14 protein-coding genes, 1 tRNA gene and 1 pseudogene are annotated in these 18,024 nt (G+C 48.5%); 3 read left to right on the top strand and 13 right to left on the bottom strand.

The window, feature by feature from the left end; all coding sequences use genetic code 11:
• Positions 1 to 84: 84 nt before the first annotated feature.
• From OCV62_RS15505 to OCV62_RS15480, 6 genes are all read right to left on the bottom strand, one after another.
• Positions 85 to 867 carry an SGNH/GDSL hydrolase family protein gene (locus OCV62_RS15505; protein ID WP_262587821.1) on the bottom strand — a complete coding sequence of 261 codons (783 nt, stop codon included), beginning with the start codon at positions 865 to 867 and terminating at the stop codon, positions 85 to 87.
• A gap of 1 nt (position 868) precedes the next feature.
• Positions 869 to 2,308: an MFS transporter gene (locus tag OCV62_RS15500; RefSeq protein WP_262587819.1), complete on the bottom strand. Its 1,440-nt coding sequence runs from the start codon at positions 2,306 to 2,308 to the stop codon at positions 869 to 871.
• Positions 2,292 to 3,158: a TrmB family transcriptional regulator gene (locus OCV62_RS15495; RefSeq protein ID WP_262587817.1), complete on the bottom strand. Its 867-nt coding sequence runs from the start codon at positions 3,156 to 3,158 to the stop codon at positions 2,292 to 2,294. The genes OCV62_RS15500 and OCV62_RS15495 overlap by 17 nt, the downstream gene beginning before the upstream one ends.
• Positions 3,159 to 3,562: 404 nt before the next feature.
• Positions 3,563 to 4,537 (bottom strand): helix-turn-helix domain-containing protein, encoded by a 975-nt coding sequence (locus OCV62_RS15490; RefSeq protein WP_330667422.1) that lies wholly within the window; start codon positions 4,535 to 4,537, stop codon positions 3,563 to 3,565.
• A 220-nt stretch (positions 4,538 to 4,757) separates the two neighbouring features.
• Complete coding sequence (locus OCV62_RS15485) at positions 4,758 to 5,453, bottom strand: MgtC/SapB family protein (protein ID WP_021916314.1); 696 nt, start codon at positions 5,451 to 5,453, stop codon at positions 4,758 to 4,760.
• 81 nt (positions 5,454 to 5,534) lie between these two features.
• The gene (locus OCV62_RS15480) at positions 5,535 to 6,122 is read right to left on the bottom strand and encodes a TIGR01440 family protein (RefSeq protein WP_021916313.1); all 588 of its coding nucleotides are present in this window, start codon (positions 6,120 to 6,122) and stop codon (positions 5,535 to 5,537) included.
• A gap of 175 nt (positions 6,123 to 6,297) precedes the next feature.
• Between OCV62_RS15480 and OCV62_RS15475 the strand changes: the two genes are divergently transcribed.
• Both OCV62_RS15475 and OCV62_RS15470 read left to right on the top strand, forming a co-directional pair.
• Positions 6,298 to 6,371: transfer RNA gene (locus OCV62_RS15475), tRNA-Pro, on the top strand.
• Between the two features lie 98 nt (positions 6,372 to 6,469).
• Entirely contained in the window at positions 6,470 to 7,846 is a 1,377-nt protein-coding gene (locus OCV62_RS15470; protein WP_262587811.1) for an MATE family efflux transporter, read from the top strand.
• On the opposite strand, the pseudogene pdaA reads toward OCV62_RS15470, so the two are convergent.
• From pdaA to trmB, 3 genes and pseudogenes are all read right to left on the bottom strand, one after another.
• Positions 7,816 to 8,622 (bottom strand): annotated as a pseudogene (pdaA, locus tag OCV62_RS15465) (delta-lactam-biosynthetic de-N-acetylase); the annotation flags it as partial. The gene OCV62_RS15470 and the pseudogene pdaA sit on opposite strands and share 31 nt — an antisense overlap.
• Before the next feature lie 231 nt (positions 8,623 to 8,853).
• Positions 8,854 to 10,170 carry an IS200/IS605 family accessory protein TnpB-related protein gene (locus OCV62_RS15460; RefSeq protein WP_262587809.1) on the bottom strand — a complete coding sequence of 439 codons (1,317 nt, stop codon included), beginning with the start codon at positions 10,168 to 10,170 and terminating at the stop codon, positions 8,854 to 8,856.
• Positions 10,171 to 10,476: 306 nt separating this feature from the next.
• The gene (gene trmB / locus OCV62_RS15455) at positions 10,477 to 11,115 is read right to left on the bottom strand and encodes a tRNA (guanosine(46)-N7)-methyltransferase TrmB (protein WP_262587807.1); all 639 of its coding nucleotides are present in this window, start codon (positions 11,113 to 11,115) and stop codon (positions 10,477 to 10,479) included.
• Between the two features lie 495 nt (positions 11,116 to 11,610).
• Between trmB and OCV62_RS15450 the strand changes: the two genes are divergently transcribed.
• Positions 11,611 to 13,242 carry a D-alanyl-D-alanine carboxypeptidase family protein gene (locus OCV62_RS15450; RefSeq protein WP_262587806.1) on the top strand — a complete coding sequence of 544 codons (1,632 nt, stop codon included), beginning with the start codon at positions 11,611 to 11,613 and terminating at the stop codon, positions 13,240 to 13,242.
• A 123-nt stretch (positions 13,243 to 13,365) separates the two neighbouring features.
• On the opposite strand, the gene OCV62_RS15445 is transcribed toward OCV62_RS15450, so the two are convergent.
• From OCV62_RS15445 to OCV62_RS15430, 4 genes are all read right to left on the bottom strand, one after another.
• Entirely contained in the window at positions 13,366 to 14,340 is a 975-nt protein-coding gene (locus OCV62_RS15445; RefSeq protein WP_118763230.1) for a 3'-5' exonuclease, read from the bottom strand.
• Entirely contained in the window at positions 14,297 to 15,400 is a 1,104-nt protein-coding gene (mnmA, locus tag OCV62_RS15440) for a tRNA 2-thiouridine(34) synthase MnmA (RefSeq protein ID WP_262587805.1), read from the bottom strand. Before mnmA ends, OCV62_RS15445 begins: the two co-directional genes overlap by 44 nt.
• Positions 15,401 to 15,417: 17 nt before the next feature.
• Positions 15,418 to 17,511 carry a heavy metal translocating P-type ATPase gene (locus OCV62_RS15435; protein WP_262587803.1) on the bottom strand — a complete coding sequence of 698 codons (2,094 nt, stop codon included), beginning with the start codon at positions 17,509 to 17,511 and terminating at the stop codon, positions 15,418 to 15,420.
• A gap of 198 nt (positions 17,512 to 17,709) precedes the next feature.
• Positions 17,710 to 17,976, bottom strand: a complete 267-nt coding sequence (locus tag OCV62_RS15430; protein WP_262587801.1) for a DUF6110 family protein — start codon at positions 17,974 to 17,976, stop codon at positions 17,710 to 17,712.
• Positions 17,977 to 18,024 lie beyond the last annotated feature (48 nt).

Raw genomic sequence — 18,024 nt, 5'->3', positions numbered from 1 at the left:
CGTCAGGAAAATTTTCCTGACGCGGCTGCCATATTTTTTAAGCTTCCTGATAAAGTTCTTTTGACCGGTAAGTCAATACCTTTCCTATTTGTAATCTTTGTTTTTGAGCGACGTACCTACAAACGGTATCGTAGCAAATTCCTGCAGGTTACTTCTGATAATGTAATCGATATAATTTCCCACAATCAACGCGTATGCATAGTAGCCCATCGGGTTCGGATGAAAGCCCAACCCGAACGATTTACGCATTTCTGCATCGTATACGGGCGCATGCGCAGTCATATCCAGCAAGTAAGTAAACTCAAACATATCGCACAATTTGGCGAGTTCGCTTGCGATATAACGGATATCGTTATCACACGCTTCACCGCGCAGTTGAGGAGTTACAACAAAAATACGCGCGTTAGGCTCTATTGTTTTAAGTTTGGAAACGATTTTGCCCATATTACCGAAAAACGTATCGTCATTATCCTGCGGACAATCGACGTTGACGTCCTTGACACTTCCCAGAGGATGCCCGAACACAAACGAATCGTTGTTGCCTAACGCAATAATATACGCTTGATTCCATTGCCAAAATCCGTTTGCGTCCGCCCAACTTTGAACATACTCGCGCGCGGTCATCCCGCCGCGGGAATAATTGTTGTATTTTGTTCCAGTAATGCGCTCTAAAACGGCGGGCCACGAGTACTCGTACATATCGGTATAAACTATATTTCCGTTTTCATCATGACTTTCAAACTCGCCCGATGCCAAAGAATCCCCTATAACGCCTATTTGCTTAAAAACGCCCGCGAAACCGCACGTTTCCTTAATAATATCTAACGGCTGTTCGCTTGCGCCGATTTCAAATCGTTTGTTATTCATTTTATTCACCCTCCTGTTGTTCTTCTTTAACCTTTTTAGGCTTATCCCATTCCGTACCGGTTACAGTTTTAAGATCAAGTCCGCGAGTTTCGCCGACAAACAGCCACATTATTACAATTGCCCCTACAAGCCCTGGAACCGTCAAGCCCAAATACATATAACCGAACATGCTTTCGGGAATGATAGGCAGCAGTATCATAGTAATAACTGTTGCAAGTCCGCCCATAACTCCGTTAAGCAACGTATTGATTACCGTAACCGACGAACGCAGGTTTGTAGGAGACGATTCGGAAAACATAATTCCGCCGATGGTATCGCCTGCGCCCCAGTAACTGCCCATAAATCCGCCGATAGCAAAACCCGTCAAATACGGAGTCCACTTGAACATACCGCTAAAGATAAACAGCAAATAACACGTCAACGCCGAACAAGACATTGCGACTATAGTTACTTTACGTCCGAATTTATCCGACACAAAACCGGAAATCAATGTAAACAGCGCGTTGCCGACGGGATACAGAAACAAAGCACGAGTTATTTCTTCTTCCGTCATCAGCGCCGACTTTGCCATGACCGTACTGTACGTTGCCGTACCTAACGAAGCGAGATAAAAGCAGCAACAAGCAATAATCAAAAAGCGCAATTGTCTGTGTTTGAATGCGAATTTTACAGCGGTCAGAATTCCGCCTTGTGCGTTTTGTTCGCGTCCTTCCTTGCTGCGTTGTTCACGTTCTTCTATAGGCGTTTTTAAATACTCTATTCTTTTAATCAAAAATGCGTTTGTTTCCTTAGCAAAAAGCAGCGCGAATAACGACATTACAAAACCGACAATTGCCGGCACCAAATATACTACGTGCCAACGCTCGCTTACGTTTTGCATGAGTGTAGCCCTAAGCAACGGAACAAGTAACGTGCCCAGTATCGCCACCGCTTTTACGATTGCGTAGTTACGGGCGCGAGACTTTTTGTCGGAGCATTCCAGTATGTACACGCATTGCATATCGTGCGAGACCATAAAACCCATCAACGTGCCGCCTATCATGTAAACGTAGATATCTTTGGATAAATACACAAGGAACAGCCCTAAGCCCATACATAACGTGTTAATAACCAAAAACGGCTTACGCCCGAATTTGTCCGCAAGGGGACGATAGAAAATAATAAGCAGTGTTACCGGATAGGAAATAAAACCTATGGCGGAAAAGAGCGATAATCCCGCGCCGTATTCCATACCCATATTTTTTACGAAGAATTCTGTAACTATATTCGCCTGAAACTGAATGGATATAGTAGACGCGATTTCGTCCGTTATGTAGATGAGCGACAAAATCATAAACAAGTAAATCAAATAAAACTTGTTGCTTCTTGCGCCCAACTGCTTTTCGCGGCGGATAAGTTCCTTGGCTTCGCGCGCCTGTAATCGTTCAACGTTTTTTGCCATTTTGAGTTTTCTCCTTTTGAAAATTGTAAACAAGGAAATTCTTGGTCATCTCGTCGGTAATGCCGTAGCGCTCCGCCAAATTGTGTATGGCTTGCAGGAAATCCGCGCCGGAGCAGCCTTTAGACAACAGGTTTTCTTTTTCGATAAGTTTATTCCAAAAAACATTCAAAACAATTTCGTCGGTGGCAAGGGAAACAACCGAATGATTGCGCGTATGCACGTAAACGTTGCGATCGCCTTCTTCTCCGACTAAACACTCTCCGCCGTCGACTATAATTGTTGTTCTACGGTATGGAAACAGTGTTGAAACGTCGTCGATATTGTACGAATACACCGTTGCGCCCTCGACCAAAATGCTTTCGAAGGTGAAAATATACACCTTTATCCCGCGGGATATTGCATTTTCGATATTACTACGTAGCACTTCGAACAGCTCTCGCCAAATGGACAGCGAAATTTCCGCTTGCGCGCTGTCGATAAGTTCCTTTGCCTTAGCAACGTATTTTTCTTCGCCCACTATATTCATTACATAATCGACGTCGGCGTTTTCCGTTGCAAGTTGTTGTAGCTCGCGTTCGGCGCAGGCAATATTCTTTTCGTTTTCTTCCTTGATGCTACGTATAAGGTCTTGATACTCGATAGGCTTGTAAAAATTCGGCTCTCCGTCTATACGAATAACCGCGCCCTTTGCCACCAGGCGATTGATAACCTCGTACACCAACGAACGCGCAACGCCCGAAAGTTTTGCGATTTCGTAACCGTTTAACACTTTATGTTTAATTAGTGTTCCGTATACTTTTGCTTCGTTTGACGAAAATCCTAGTTTCTCTAAAAATTCATAATTGTTCATAGTAGTTATACCCCACACCACTATTATGCTACAAATCTCTGCGTTTTCAATACCCTTTTTGAAAAATATGGTATTAAATTTACTTTTTGCGTCAATACGGGCTGTCGTCAAAGTACAGTTCGTCGTACAAATCATCGTCTTGCCTATCGAAACCTTCTTGCTGCTGTCGGTTGGTATTCTTTATTAGAGAATAACTTTCGCCGCGTTTTGCTCCGTATTGTAACTTTGTACATCAACATTTTTAATCTGTTGTTTTTTATTCTTCACTAAGACCACTAACTGAAATAACTGCTTAATTCCAAGCAACAGAAAAGGACAGACGACCTTAAATCGTCTGTCCTCATCCGAGAAGCACGCATTATGCTCTAACATCCTTATGAGAAGGAGCGTAAAGAGCGTGCGTTCTATTTTTCCCGGTTCATCACAAGTTCCCAGACAACACACAGCGCGGCATAAATCACGCCGCCGACCACATAGACGATCCAGGTCTTATCCCATGTGTTCGTCGAAAAGCTCCAGGCGAGATAAATTGCAGTCAGGATAAGCCAGTAAACTACGGAAAACGCTCCCATTTTCCGGTTTTTGCGCTTCGCTTCCATCGTGTAATCGCCCTCTTTTAATAGTTTCTGCATGCTTGTCCAGGTGCTGCAGTTCACCACAAAAATACATGCGCCGATTCCGGCAAGCACCATCGTAACGGTCAGCAGCAGCGTTATCAGAAATTCCTGTTCCGAAAATGCGCCGACGAGCAGCGGAATCGGGGACGCCACACAGATACACGTTGCAATGATGTTCCAGAAAATGTACTGATTCCGATATTCTTTCTGTTTTTCCCGCACCATTCCGCTCACGCCATATTGCAACTCAAACGGCTCTTCCCTATCCAGATATTCATACTGCTCGTTCTGAAACCCGGAATAGATAAACAATGCAACCGCCGCGATTACAAAAAACAGCAACAGCATTATTCCAAGACAACCTGCCAGATTTTCCGAAATGTTCAGTTTTTCATACTCCGATGCCGCGCCTAATAAAAGTAACGGGATCGGGGATAACACGCACAGAAACGTCCCGACAGCAATCCGTTTTGCGGATTCCCTGCTCTGTACGAGATAGGTTCCCGCCTCTTCTATGGAAATCTGGCGCACGCCGCTGTCTATCGTTTCCGATGTAAACTCCTCCAGCTCCATGTCATCCTTTAAAAGGTAATCTGTCGTAACTCCAAACAACGCTCCAAGCTGCAAAATTTTTTCCAGCTCCGGGATGGTCTGCGCGCTTTCCCATTTTGAGACTGCCTGTCTCGATACATTCATCTTCTGCGCAAGCTCTTCTTGCGACCAGCCGTTTTTCTTTCTCAGCCGGACAATCTTATCTGCCAAAATCATACTTCCTGCCTCCATTTGTTTTTTGTTTCAGTATATGGATTTTGACAGTTTCCCGCCACCAAACGGCGGCTTGAAATTTGTCAACCGTTGGTTGCACCCCGCACAAAATAAGGGATTTCGCAGCTTCGTGCCGCCAGCCAGATGGATACGGCACGGATCGCGCGCATACAAATCCATGATCAGTGTTCGACTCCGGCACGTTCACATGCCGCGCTCAGATCTCTTTGATAAACTGCACGCCCTCCAGTCTGCCGAACTCTTCTATCACCTTCTCATGGGATACAGGTGTATCAAAATGAAGGGTCATTGTTGCACCAACCACCCTGTTTCCATCCACATCCTTGCTGCGTACAATCTCCAGCCCGTCCATTTTACAGCCATGTCCCCGTCCATATGCCAAAAAGGCACTCAGATCCTTGATACTTACAAACTCCACGTAAGCTCCAAAAACACGCGCCGTTTTTCCAAGCCTCTTATCTACTGTGCTCAGGATTTTCAGAGAACACCAGATGGCTGCAAAGCCGACAATTGCTCCGGAGTAAAAGCCAGAACCAAGTGCCAGTCCCAGGCAGGCATCCGCCCACAGCCCCGCTGCGGTGGTCAGCCCCTTTACCTGGTTCTGTCGGGTCACCAGGATCGTCCCGGCTCCCAGAAATCCGATCCCGCTGATCACCTGCGCAGCAATCCGGCTCGGGTCAGTGCTTCCAAGCTCCCGGCTCAGAAAAATTCCCGTCATCATCGCAATTTCCGAGCCGATACAGACAACCATATACGTCCGAAATCCTGCCGGACGCCCTTTCTTTTCCCTTTCATACCCTAAAATTCCACTGAAAACCATCGCAAGCACAGTTCTCAGCAGCACGGAAAAAATGGTCAGCTCCTTCAAAACGGCTATTTTTTCCAACACCATACCATGCTCCCTCTTTTATCCTTCTCCTGATTTCTGCAGGCGTTCCCGCGAAAATGCCTGCAGCCTTATTCTATATGCTGTTTACAGGTATCTTTCGTCATAAACCGCCCGAACCCCGCCGACAAATTTCCGCCGCGTCCGTGCGCATACCAGATGTGCCTCCCCGATCTGTCGAATGGACAGTCTGACCGGAACCGCAACATCCTTTAGATGCATCCCGATCAGCGTATCTCCGATATCCATTCCTGCATGTGCCGCAATATGCTCCACTGCCACAGGATCAGCAAATGCCTGCCATGCCGCTGTTGCAAAGGATCCGCCTGCTTTTGGCTGCGGCATAACATTGACCGGCTCATAGCCATACTTTTCTGCCGCTTCTGTCTCCAGAATCAGTGCACGGTTTAAATGCTCGCAGCACTGGGCCGCCAGATAAATGCCTTTTTCCTGCACAGCCTCATAAATTCCGCCAAAGACCTTTGCCGCCAGCTCCGGACTGGAATAGGTTCCGATTTTCTCACCGCCAACCTCACTGGTCGAACAGCCGACTACTAAAATCTGACCAGCTTTCATCCCGGCGGTCTCTATCAGCTCCGCTGCCGCCTGATAAGCGGTCTGGTAAACCTTTTCATATAATGTATTATCATAAGTATGAAAATCCATAGCTGCCATGATCTGTCCCCTTTTGCCTTAAAGTTTTTTCTGTTAAGTTCTTTTACTTTCAGTATACTCTATTTCTGACAACCTGTCAGTTGCAAAAGCTTGCAAAAGTTTTTCGTTTTTTCTAAATTTTCCAGTTGACTTTTTCAGAAAAATTCGTTATGATAATAAGGCTTGATGAAGCAATCGAAGCGTGGCTCAGTTTGGTAGAGCGCTGCGTTCGGGACGCAGAGGTCGCGTGTTCAAATCACGTCGCTTCGACTTTCAAAGACTGTTGAATTTCCAACAGTCTTTTTTGCTACAAAAATCACATAAAGCGCCCATAAGCGCCGTAAAACACCAAACCGATGGAGGATTTTATGGAACAGGATATGACCCAAGGCAAACCGTTATCCATCATACTCAAATTCACCCTGCCGTTGTTAGTCGGCAACATTTTCCAGCAGTTTTACAACATGGCCGATACGATCATCGTCGGCCGCTTCGTCGGCGCGAACGCACTGGCTGCCGTTGGCTCCACCGGCACAGTTATGTTTCTGATCATCGGCTTTGCACAGGGCATTACCGCCGGGTTTACGATCCTGACCTCACAGCGTTATGGAGCAAAGGATGAAAAAGCCGTCCGCGCCAGCGTGGCAAACGGTATCCTGCTCTCTGTCCTTGTCACAATCCTTATAACCGTGGTCGGTCTGAGCACCATGAAGCCTCTGCTTCTCCTTATGAATACACCGGAGGATATTTTTGCCGATGCGTATACCTACAGCATGTTGATCTGCAGCGGAGTCGTGGCCTGCATTTTTTATAACCTGTTTTCCTCACTCCTGCGGGCCATCGGTAACAGTAAGGTTCCGCTGTTTTTCCTTGTATTTTCCGCCTGTCTGAATGTGGTGCTCGATCTGCTCCTGATCCTCTGCTTCCATATGGGTGTAGCAGGTGCTGCAATTGCAACCAATATTTCTCAGGGCGTTTCTGCGGTACTGTGTCTGATCTATATTTATAAGAACGTTCCCGTGCTCTGCCCGGAGCGCACCCAGTGGCGACTTTCCGCATCAGACACGGCATATCAGATGAGAATGGGCATTCCAATGGCACTGCAGTTTTCCATTACTGCATCCGGAGCAATGGTGATGCAGGCTGCCATCAATCTGTTCGGCTCTGTAGCAGTCGCTGCCTTTACTGCTGCCAGCAAGGTGCAGAGCCTCGTAACACAGGGTATGATGTCGATGGGACAGACAATGGCAAGCTACGGCGGTCAGAACTACGGCAAGGGCGATTATCACCGTCTGGAAAAGGGCGTCCGTTCCGCTCTCCTGATCAGCGTCATCTACTCGCTGCTCGCTGCAGCTGCCGTCGGTCTGTTCCTGCGCCCGCTGCTTTCCCTGTTCTTCTCCGGAGACATCGATATAGCTTCCCTGATGCCCTGGGCAAAAACCTATATCTATATGTGTGCGGTCTTTTATATTCCGCTTTCCACGATTTTTATTTTCCGAAACATCATGCAGGGCTGCGGCTACAGCTTCCTGCCGATGATGGGCGGCGTAGCCGAGCTGTTTGCCCGCATGATCACAGCACTGATCGCCATGAAGCTTGTAAGCTTTCCCCTCGCCTGCTTCTGCGATCCTGCTGCATGGGTCGGTGCGGCGCTCTTTACCGGATTTTCCTGGTTATCCGTCAAGAAAAAGCTCCGTGCTTCCCTGCTGCCGGAGGATACCAGTTCTTCCAGCGAAGCAAAATGATACCCCATTTCCTCCCACTTTGTTAAAACCTCATCCAGAATTTCTCCGTTCGTCCGGGACGTATTGTGCAGCAGTACAATCGCTCCCGGATGAACTCTTTTTAACAGCTTTGACATCGCCTCTTCGCGGGTCGGCTGTTCCTCCTGCTTCCAGTCCACATAGGCAAGGCTCCAGAAAATCGTCCGATACCCAAGCTCCTTTGCCAGCTGCAGATTGTTGTCGCTGTATTTACCCTGAGGCGGGCGGTAAAACCTCGACATCTTTTCGCCGGTTGTCTGCTCGTACAGGTCTTCCAGCTGCGCCAGCTCCTTCTGAAACTCTTCTTTTCCCATCTGGCTCATATCCGGATGATGATAGCTGTGGTTCCCGATGATATGCCCCTCCGCCCGCATCCGTTTGACCAGGTCGGGATTTTTTTCCAGATAATTCCCCACAATAAAAAAAGCCGCCGGCACATGATGCTTTTTCAATGCGTCGAGAATCGCCGGCGTGTTTCCATTTTCGTATCCGCAGTCAAACGTCAGATACAAAACCTTTTCCGTCGTATTCTCCGCATAAAACGCATCATATTGCGCCAGCTGCTCCATGCTTTCGTCCGCCACAGGCGGTTTGTTGTCCTCCTGAAAGGAAAGTCCCCAGTCCTTCTGTGCAGGACGTGCCATCACCGCCTGATCCCGCACGCTCACCGTATGCCCCACAACGCTTCCAAGGCAGAACGCCACGCCGAAAATCAGACACAGGGAAAGCACCGCTTTTAATTGTTCCATTCTGTCCATGCCGTTGTCCGTCCGAGTCTTTTTATTATGTATATCGGAAAACGGCTTTTCCTATGCAGGGGAGTGAACCTCACATGACTAAAGTCACGTGCTTCTCAGTCGTTTTAAACGACAAGACCAAATATCGGCGGATACGCCAGTAACTTAGAATTCGTGCGGATACGCACTTTTTCTGCGCCGGATACGGCCAGTTTCCACATTACAGGTAGTCCGCTGTATATCTGCCTGTGTTTATGCTGCTTTTAATTCTGCATAAAGCTTTCTTAAATCCGCATAAACACATGAGGTTCTGCGCTTCACTGCAGGTACTTTTGCCTCCAGAGAAGACCTTTCCGTTTCCGGTAAGGGTTTTAAAAGTTCCCGTATAAAATATCTCGCTCCAATATTATAGGATGCTGACAGGTCGCAGTTATACTGTTTTCCTGTCTGAAAGGTACACAGGCTATGGTTCTCCGGATTTCTTACCACTGCTCCACTTCCATCACAGGCCAGCCTGCTGGTGTTTTGGGCGCTGACTCTGGATACACGGATCCCGTTCCGGTGAGCCTGATGCTCACACAGCTTCTGAATATCCCGCTTTCTCCATAAATGAAGTTTCTGTTTCTTTTTTCCGGATAGCTTCCCCTGCGTTTCCAGATATTCGAACACAATTACATCCGCCTGATATTCTATGGCACATTTCGTGATCGCCGCAGCTATTTTGCGGGACAGCTCCATATTCAGCCTTTTTGCATAATTCCACCGGCTTTGTACCTGTCTGGAGGAATGTTCTCTCTGAAAACGGCGGATTCTGCCAAGTACATGATACAAATGGTCTTTATCACTGGTAAAATTGATAAATTTCCGTCCCAGGATAGTGCCATCCACACGCATGATACTGCAGACCGCATCCGTATTGATCCCTAAATCAACACTGCATATCACCTGCTCTTTTACGGCTGTTTTCGATAAGCTTACTTCCTCTGTGTACGAAAATCGAAGGAAATATGTATGATGTTTCTTTTCCAAAGTTGGGGCAGATGCCTTTTTTCCGCTCCACTTTTTCCGAAGATATTCCATATCCGTATGGAGTAATTTTACCTGGAACCATTTCCACTCGTGTCCATCAAATAACTTTAAATAAGCAACATCTTCTCCATATTCTGCTTCCTTATACATGACATCCCGATAGAATACCGGCATTGCATGATTCTCACAGACCAGCTTTGGTTTCCCCTTTAACTCTCCCTTTTCCCACAAACCGAGACGTGTTTGATAGGAGGACACTGCTCCAAGTGCGTGTTGGATCGCCGCTCTTCTCAGGTAAGATGGCATTTTAGGAAAATGCCGATCAAACGCAAACCTGGCATGATTCTTTTTCGTTTCATGTACCAGATGCTCCGCTGCATTAAAGCGTTTTTGTGGATTCCGGATTTCTGAAAGTTCTTCCCAGGTCTCTGCATACACCGGAATCAGATAGGAAACTGCTTTCCGAAAAATATCCAGCGTAGCACGGAGCGGTATATTCTTTTTTTTCATTTCTACTCCATAGCTGGATACAATCTGCATAAAGTTCCCTACTTTCTTTTTCCCTTCTCTTTTTGTCCCTCGATATATGCCGTTACCTGATCCCGGCTTCGGTCACTTACGGTAACTGCGCAATGCGATGGATTCCACAAACAAGATGGTATTGTAAAGAATATACATATCCTCTACCATATGAAAGTTCACTTTTCTTAACAGCAAACATATCTTTTTTCATATTTGTATTATACAATACGTCTTTCTACATAGCAAACATTTGTTCTGTTTTTAATAAAAAATTTGGCACACCTAACTCATCACTAAAGTAACGAGAATGCGGTGTTCCGTTTTTCAACGGCTGATAATGTACTTGCAGATCGGATTGCCCTGTGCTGAAAACCGTTCCTCATACTCAGTCATGACGTTTCCCTCGTTTAAGCGCGCATCCGCGTGAAGGTCAAAGGTTTTTTCCTTCAAGGTCCATCCTGCTGCTTCCACCTCTTCCAGTGCAAAATCAAACAGGGCGCGGTTGTCCGTCTTAAACTCGATCGTTCCGTCTTTTTTCAGGATTTGATCGTATCTTGCCAAAAACTGTCTGGACTCCAGGCGTCGCTTCGCGTGGCGGTCCTTCGGCCACGGATCGGAAAAATTCAGGTAAATGCGATCCAGCTCTCCCTGCGCGAAGACATTTTCCAGATCTTCTGCATCCATGCGGATCAGGCGAACGTTAGGCAGCTCTTCCTCCTCCAGCTTCTGAACCGCACGCAGCAGCACGCTGGAATATTTTTCGATACCGATAAAGTTGATTTCCGGGTAAAGGCGCGCCATATCCATCAGGAAACGTCCCTTGCCCATGCCGATTTCCACATAAACCGGATGGTCATTGCCAAACGCTTCTCTCCACTTCCCTTTCATCATTTCCGGTTCGTGTACGACAAACTCGCTCTCCCCGATCATTTCCCGACAGCCTGTAATATTGCGCAATCTCATGAATTATCCTCACTGTTTTTCATTATTATTTTATTGGGCTTCCGTCTTTCTCCCACTTATGAGCAAGCTCATGTGGGCTCAGACCTTTTGGCCCTGGCTTTGATACCTACGGATTGTTCCGTGCTGCGCACTCCCACAATCCTGATATCAATTTATCTTACTATATTTCGGGATAAAAAGGAAGCTTTGCGTTTTGGGGATGCTGCCCGCGCCATTCGCAAAACCGCGTCTTCGACGCTTTCCGCTGCTTCGCAGCTCATTTTTGCTCATAAAGCGGCGCTCCCTTCGTGGCATCCCGTGGGCAAATTCTCATGCAAGCATGGAATTCTGCCCACGGGATGCCACGAGGGAACTGTAGTATAAATTTTAAAAAATTTTGAATTTTGCTGTTCTGCCCTTAAAATCTGCCTGGAAATAGTGTATGATGTTACTATCTTTCAATAAAGGACGGTACATTACATGAAATTTTTCCAGAAAAGATCCTTCTTTTCTTTTATGATAGCACTTGGAGTCGGCGCCAATCTGTTTTGTGGCGCTGTTTTAACGGCTCGCGCCGAGGTCATCGATTACCAGGCGCTGGCGGAGGCCAACCTTTCGATCCCGGTTGAGAGCAACGAAATCAAAAACTGGCCGGAGGGTCCGATCCTCAACGCTCGCTCCGCGATTTTGATGGATGCGGACAGCGGTGCAATCCTTTATGCCAAAAATATCCACGAAAAGCTCTATCCCGCCAGCACAACCAAGATTCTGACTGCCTATATCGCGCGTCAGAACAGCGAATTAAATGAGATGATCGAATATTCCGATACCGCGGTGCACAGCATCGACTGGCGAAGTGATTCCAACATCGGCATCAAAGCCGGTGAAGCGATCACGATGGAACAGTCCCTCTACGGTCTGCTGGTGGGCTCCGGCAGTGAATGCGGCAATGCCATCGGCGAACATATCAGCGGCAGTATGGAAGCGTTTGTAGATTTAATGAACCAAACCGCAAAGGAGCTTGGCTGCACGGATTCCCATTTCGTCAATACCAATGGCAAGCATGATGACAATCACTATACCTCCACCCATGACCTCGCTCTGATCGGGCAAAAGTTTTTCTCCGATGATGTGCTTTGCCGCATGTCCGACACGGTAAGCTACAAAATCCCGGCGAGCGCAACGCTGTCACAGGATCTGATTCCGAACAGCAAAAACAAGTTGCTGCCCGGTAAAACCTACGCTTACGAATATCTCGTCGGCAGTAAGACCGGCTACACCGCAAACGCTCGCTCTAACCTCGTTTCCTGCGCCCAGAAAGACGGGCTGAAGCTGATCTGCGTCGTTATGATGGAGGAGTCCCCGCAGCAGTTCAAGGATACGATAAGCTTATTTGATTACGGTTTCAGCAACTTTTCTTCTGTTACAGCATCCAAAGAAGACACCACCTATCAGGTAAAAAACGGCGACCTGTTCGCAAATACGTTCAATCAGTCCGACATCCTTTCTATCGACCCGGATGCGAAAGTTCTCCTTCCGGATACGCTCACCTTTGCCGATCTGGATTCCGAGCTGAGCTATGATAACCTGAAGGATGGACAGGCCGCTGTCATCCACTACTCCTACGAAGGTCAGGATCTCGGCAGCGCGCCGATCCTCTTTTCCAGCATAACGCCCTTTGATTTCAATGCAGAACCGGTTTCTGAAACGGAAAGTGCAGCCATCGCAACAGCGGATGGCTCTTCCAAGGCAGATGCGAACAGCGTACAAAGCAGCGCTTCTAATGCGCAAAGCAGCACAGACAGCTCCGGCACGGATGGCAATGCGAATGTTTCCAGTGCAAACGGTTCCTCCGGCACACAGGACGCCACGAGCGCGCAGGCTGGCACTACAGCGTCTGAATCCGTCGCTTCCACAACTTCTCCGACCGCAGTTTCCACACCGGGGGGAAATGTTATTTTCTTAAACGTCCGTAAAATTTTGCTTGCAGTCAGCATTGTCGCGGTTATCCTGATCGTCATTCTGGTGATCCGTTCCATTCTGATCGGACACAGCCGCAATCGCAAGCGCCGCGATATCATGAAACGACATCGCAGCCGCAAAGATGAAATCATCGACTTCGACCGTTACACCGATCCCTTCGCGTAAGACACAGGACGGGATGCACAAAAATGCCGCAGACCATTTCTTTTGAAACCGGTCTGCGGCGTTTTTTTCGTATTATTTTAATATATGGACTCCCCGGCGTATCTCCGATGCCAGCGTCCCGCCTCACCGTTTCCCGAGCTTTTCCTGCGCTTCGCGGTGTCTGTGCTCCTTACGCAGCTGGCGGATGTGATCTTTTCTCTCCATCAGGGCGGCAACCTCTTTCTCTCCGACCAGCTTCGTCGTCTTGACGGCGTAAACCATGTCATCATCCGCTTTTTTCACGCGGATTTTTCCTTTCATCCAACCGTGCTTATCGCACCACGACAGGCTGTAATAGTGCTTGCCGTTTGGCGAGAACCAGCGGACTTTTTTGCGAAGGTTATGATGGCACAGATAACATCTGGTGGAAAGAACCTCTTTATCCGCCATCAACGCCTCCTTATCCGGAAACGGTCGGGAAATATATTTTGCATAATTATCGAATACGACATGCACCTCGCTGCGGTGATTTTCCGGCAGCTGGAACGTGTCGAAGGAAACCCGCTGCAATGCAATCGGGTCTTTGATCATCTGAAATACCCGTGCGGTATACACCGCGTCGCTGATCGCCCGGTGAAACGGAATATCCTTTGGAATCTGCAGATAATCTACCGCATATTCCAGACTCCTGCGCACCTTCTGATCTTCGTAGGCGATGGAAAACAGCTTCTGAATATCATAGAACCGGACAGGTCCTTTTCCAAGGGGCTCCATACCGAAAAACCGCATATTTTTCTGAAGCTCCGTCAGATCCTGCGGTCCCCAGGTACCGAACATGAAATCCTCGCCACACCACGCCAGAAAGTCCTTCATCACGACATCAAATGTCCGACATCCGGAGAGGTCTTTCATATGGATGCCGATCAGCTTTTCCGTAATATGGTGCATGGTATCATAAACCTGCGGACGGATCAGCTCCTCAAAGGTATCCACAATTTCCATCCGGCTGTTTAATTTTACCGCACCGATCTCAATAATTTCAAACGTAAGCAGTCTGTTGCGGGCATCGCGGCTATCAGATGCCTGATTCCATTCCAGATCCAGAACCACATAATCCATTGATCGTTCCTCCGCCCACTACAACATCGCCATCATAAAGTACAACCGACTGTCCGCAGGTAATTGCCCTCTGGGGCTCGTCAAAGACCAGATGAATGCTGTCCGGTCCGGTGATCTCTGCGTTCGCCCACTGCTCCTGGTGACGGTAACGGATTTTCGCTTTGATGCGCTGCGTGCTCGTCGGCACCTCACCGCTGATCCAGTGGAAATCTTTCGCCGTCAGCTCTTTTGACCACAGATCCCGGTCGCGTCCAAGGACTACCGTATTGGTCTTTGGATCGATCCTGCACACATACATCGGCTCATGCAGGGCTAGTCCCAGCCCTTTGCGCTGTCCGATCGTATAGCAGATAATTCCCTTATGCTGCCCCAGCACATGTCCTTCCTGATCTACGAAATTGCCCGGCTCAAAGCTTTTGCCGGTGTATCGTTCAATAAATCCGGCATAATCTCCGTCCGGTACAAAGCAGATATCCTGGCTGTCATGCTTGCGCGCATTGATCAGTCCCTGTTCTTCCGCCATTTCCCGGATCTGCGGCTTCGTCATGCCGCCCAGGGGGAACAGCGTATGTGCAAGCTGCTCCTGCGTCAGGCTGTAGAGCACATAGCTCTGGTCTTTCTTTTCATCGATGGCTTTTTTCAGGAGGAACTTTCCGTCCTGTTCTTCGATTCGGGCATAGTGTCCGGTTACAACGTAATCGTAATCCAGCTCCTTTGCCCGCTTCATCAGCTTCTCGAACTTCATATAACGGTTACAGTCGATACACGGATTCGGGGTGAATCCGTTTTCATAGGCGCAGACAAAGCGGTCCATGATCTGTGTGCCGAAATCTTCCGTAAAATTGAACACGAAATACGGAATGCCCAGCTGACGTGCAACGCTTCTTGCGTCCTCCACGTCATCTAACGAACAGCAGGTATGCCCTTTTCGTTCGCAGCTGTCCTCTCCGGCAAACAGGCGCATCGTAACGCCCATACAATCATATCCGTCCCGCTTCATCAGCCATGCCGCAACGCTCGAATCTACGCCGCCGCTCATGGCAATCATCGCCTTTTTCATTCTCTGTCTCCGTTCTTTTATTCCTGCCCTGCCTCTCCCGGAACTTTCCAGCTCATGCTTCTCAGGCTCAGGGCCAGTGTTGTAGTATTATGCAGCAGCGCGGATGTCGTAGGCTGAATCAGCCCGGTCACACCGGCTGCAATTAAACTGCCGTTGATGCCAAGGATTGCACGGTAGTTGACATGAATCCGACGCATCATTTCTTTGCTTAAACGGCGCAGGTAAACCAGCTCCTGCAGGCTGTCCGCACCGACTGTAATATCCGCAATTTCCCGCGCAAGCTCCGAACCGTCGCTGATCGCGATGCCGACATCCGCCGCAGAAAGCGCCGGGGAGTCGTTGATTCCGTCGCCGACCATGACTACCCTGCGTCCGGCTTCTTTTTCCTGCTGGACAAAGTTCGCCTTGTCCTCCGGCAGAACTTCCGCATGGTATTCGTCCACGCCGATCTGTTTTGCGATCGCCGCTGCTGTTCGCTCGCTGTCGCCAGTCATCATGACGATTTTTGTAAAGCCTTCCCGTTTCAGCTCGCGGATAACCTGTTTTGCCTCTTCACGCACCGGATCCTCAATACAGAGCACTGCTTCCAGCACGTTGTCAATTGCCAGATACAGATGGGAATACTGCAGCGGCAGTTCATCGAAGCACTGCTGGTATTCCGGACGGATCCGGCACTTCTCATCTTCAAATACAAAGTGGGCGCTGCCGATCACCACACGCTTTTCCCCAACATAAGAGGCAATGCCATGTGCAACGATATATTCCACCTTGGAATGTACTTCCTCATGTTCCAGATTACGCTCTGCCGCTGCGCGCACAACCGCCTTTGCCATCGAATGAGGAAAATGCTCCTCCAGACATGCTGCCAGACACAAAAGATCGTCTTCCTTTTCCTCACCGAATGCGATAACAGAATGCAGTGTAGGCTGCGCTTTGGTCAGCGTACCGGTCTTATCGAATACGATGGTGGAAGCCTCCGAAAACGCTTCCAGATATTTTCCGCCCTTTACGGTGATCTTCGCTGCGTTTGCTTCCCGGATCGCTGTCAGGACAGTCAGTGGCATCGCAAGCTTTAATGCGCAGGAAAAATCAACCATCAGTACGGATAACGTTCTGGTAACATTTCTTGTAAGCAGCCATGTAAGACCGGTTCCAAGGAAGGTATAGGGAACCAGCCTGTCCGCCAGATGCTCCGCACGTCCTTCTACTGCGGACTTGAGCTTCTCGGAATCCTCGATCATCGTAACGATCTTTTCGTAGCGGGTCGAGCCGGAAACCGCCTTGACCTCAATCGTCAGCTCGCCCTCTTCCACAACGGTTCCGGCATAAACGAATCCCCCCTTTTCCTTGCGGACAGGCTCGGATTCACCGGTCATGGAAGCCTGGTTGATCATCGCTTCGCCGTCTGCCACTACGCCGTCAAACGGAATGACGTTGCCGACATGGATCACGATATGGTCGCCCGGCACAACGGATGCAGAATCCACAAGGATTTCCTGATCCCGGGTCTTTATCCACACTTTACCGACATTTAACGACATGCTGCGCGCCAGATCGCCGACAGACTTTTTATGTGTCCACTCCTCAAGGATTTCACCCAGACCAAGCAGGAACATAACCGATCCTGCCGTCGAGCAGTCCCGCCGCAGAATCGATACGGTAATCGCTGTCGCATCCAGAACCGGAACTTCCAGTTTTCCTTTGGAAAGGCATAGGACGCCTTCTTTTACATAACGGAAAGCTTTCCATATAGTATACACATTTCTGATCGGTAAGGGAAGCATGTATTTTGTAAATAACCGTTTTGCCACATGCCCGATCAGTTTTTCTTTATACTCTACATTCAACGCACGTCCCGAACTGGAACGGACGGAATCCGGCAGCTGAACGTCTTCATAATGAAAGCTTTTCAGCGCCTCCATCAGTTCTTTTAATTCGCCGTCATACTCGATCACCGCATCCTGCGTCTGCTCGTATACGGTCGCTTTTGTCACACCTGGCTGTGCTTCCAGAAAATACTGCAGGGTGTCCGCCTGGTCAAAGCTCATTCTGGACTGCCCCATATGCACCCGGATTCGCCCGGGAATTTTGTGTTTGATTTTAAAGTTCATTTTTTCCGCTCATTTCTGCGCACGCTTTTTGCGCATGTCGAGTTTGTGTCAAGTGCGCGCAGACACAAATCTCGCGATTGAAAATTTTATTTTTCAATCTTATCTCCACTCCGCTGATACGCTTCGCGCTTTTTCAGAAAACGGGACTCCGTCAAAAAGGACGGCGCCGTCTCCGGCTCCGTCCCCCACTGCCCTGAATCAGGCTTCTTCTTTTACTTCAGCTTCCGCTTCTTCTGCAACTCTGTCTTCGTTGATCTGCTTTGCTTCTGCCAGAACATCTCCAGCGTTTTCCTGAACTGTTGTTACGGTCTTCATAACGCTGTCCTTTGCACGAAGCGCTGCTGCGGTACACTGTACGTATGCTTTCTTCGCGTCTTTGCTGGAAAGGATCTTGATTCCGGCTGTTCCGAACAATACGCCTCCTAAAAATAAACCGATTTTCTTTGCATCAGATGCTTTCATCATGTTCGTTTCCTCCTTCGACCGGCGCAGGATACGTCTATACTACCTGTC

This window comes from Gallintestinimicrobium propionicum (assembly GCF_025567525.1).
GTDB lineage: Bacteria > Bacillota > Clostridia > Lachnospirales > Lachnospiraceae > Gallintestinimicrobium > Gallintestinimicrobium propionicum.
The sequence above is the reverse complement of the archived record's forward strand: the minus strand, read 5'-3'. Positions and strand labels throughout refer to the sequence as shown.

What these genes read in the sequence shown, in the direction of transcription:
- OCV62_RS15450 (WP_262587806.1), top strand. Translation starts at nt 11,611, where the DNA reads ATGATAGCACTTGGAGTCGGCGCCAATCTGTTTTGTGGCGCTGTTTTA.
- OCV62_RS15505 (WP_262587821.1), bottom strand. Translation starts at nt 867, where the DNA reads ATGAATAACAAACGATTTGAAATCGGCGCAAGCGAACAGCCGTTAGAT.
- OCV62_RS15485 (WP_021916314.1), bottom strand. Translation starts at nt 5,453, where the DNA reads ATGGTGTTGGAAAAAATAGCCGTTTTGAAGGAGCTGACCATTTTTTCC.
- OCV62_RS15500 (WP_262587819.1), bottom strand. Translation starts at nt 2,308, where the DNA reads ATGGCAAAAAACGTTGAACGATTACAGGCGCGCGAAGCCAAGGAACTT.
- mnmA (WP_262587805.1), bottom strand. Translation starts at nt 15,400, where the DNA reads ATGAAAAAGGCGATGATTGCCATGAGCGGCGGCGTAGATTCGAGCGTT.
- OCV62_RS15470 (WP_262587811.1), top strand. Translation starts at nt 6,470, where the DNA reads ATGGAACAGGATATGACCCAAGGCAAACCGTTATCCATCATACTCAAA.
- OCV62_RS15430 (WP_262587801.1), bottom strand. Translation starts at nt 17,976, where the DNA reads ATGATGAAAGCATCTGATGCAAAGAAAATCGGTTTATTTTTAGGAGGC.
- OCV62_RS15480 (WP_021916313.1), bottom strand. Translation starts at nt 6,122, where the DNA reads ATGGCAGCTATGGATTTTCATACTTATGATAATACATTATATGAAAAG.
- OCV62_RS15445 (WP_118763230.1), bottom strand. Translation starts at nt 14,340, where the DNA reads ATGGATTATGTGGTTCTGGATCTGGAATGGAATCAGGCATCTGATAGC.
- OCV62_RS15460 (WP_262587809.1), bottom strand. Translation starts at nt 10,170, where the DNA reads ATGCAGATTGTATCCAGCTATGGAGTAGAAATGAAAAAAAAGAATATA.
- trmB (WP_262587807.1), bottom strand. Translation starts at nt 11,115, where the DNA reads ATGAGATTGCGCAATATTACAGGCTGTCGGGAAATGATCGGGGAGAGC.
- OCV62_RS15495 (WP_262587817.1), bottom strand. Translation starts at nt 3,158, where the DNA reads ATGAACAATTATGAATTTTTAGAGAAACTAGGATTTTCGTCAAACGAA.
- OCV62_RS15435 (WP_262587803.1), bottom strand. Translation starts at nt 17,511, where the DNA reads ATGAACTTTAAAATCAAACACAAAATTCCCGGGCGAATCCGGGTGCAT.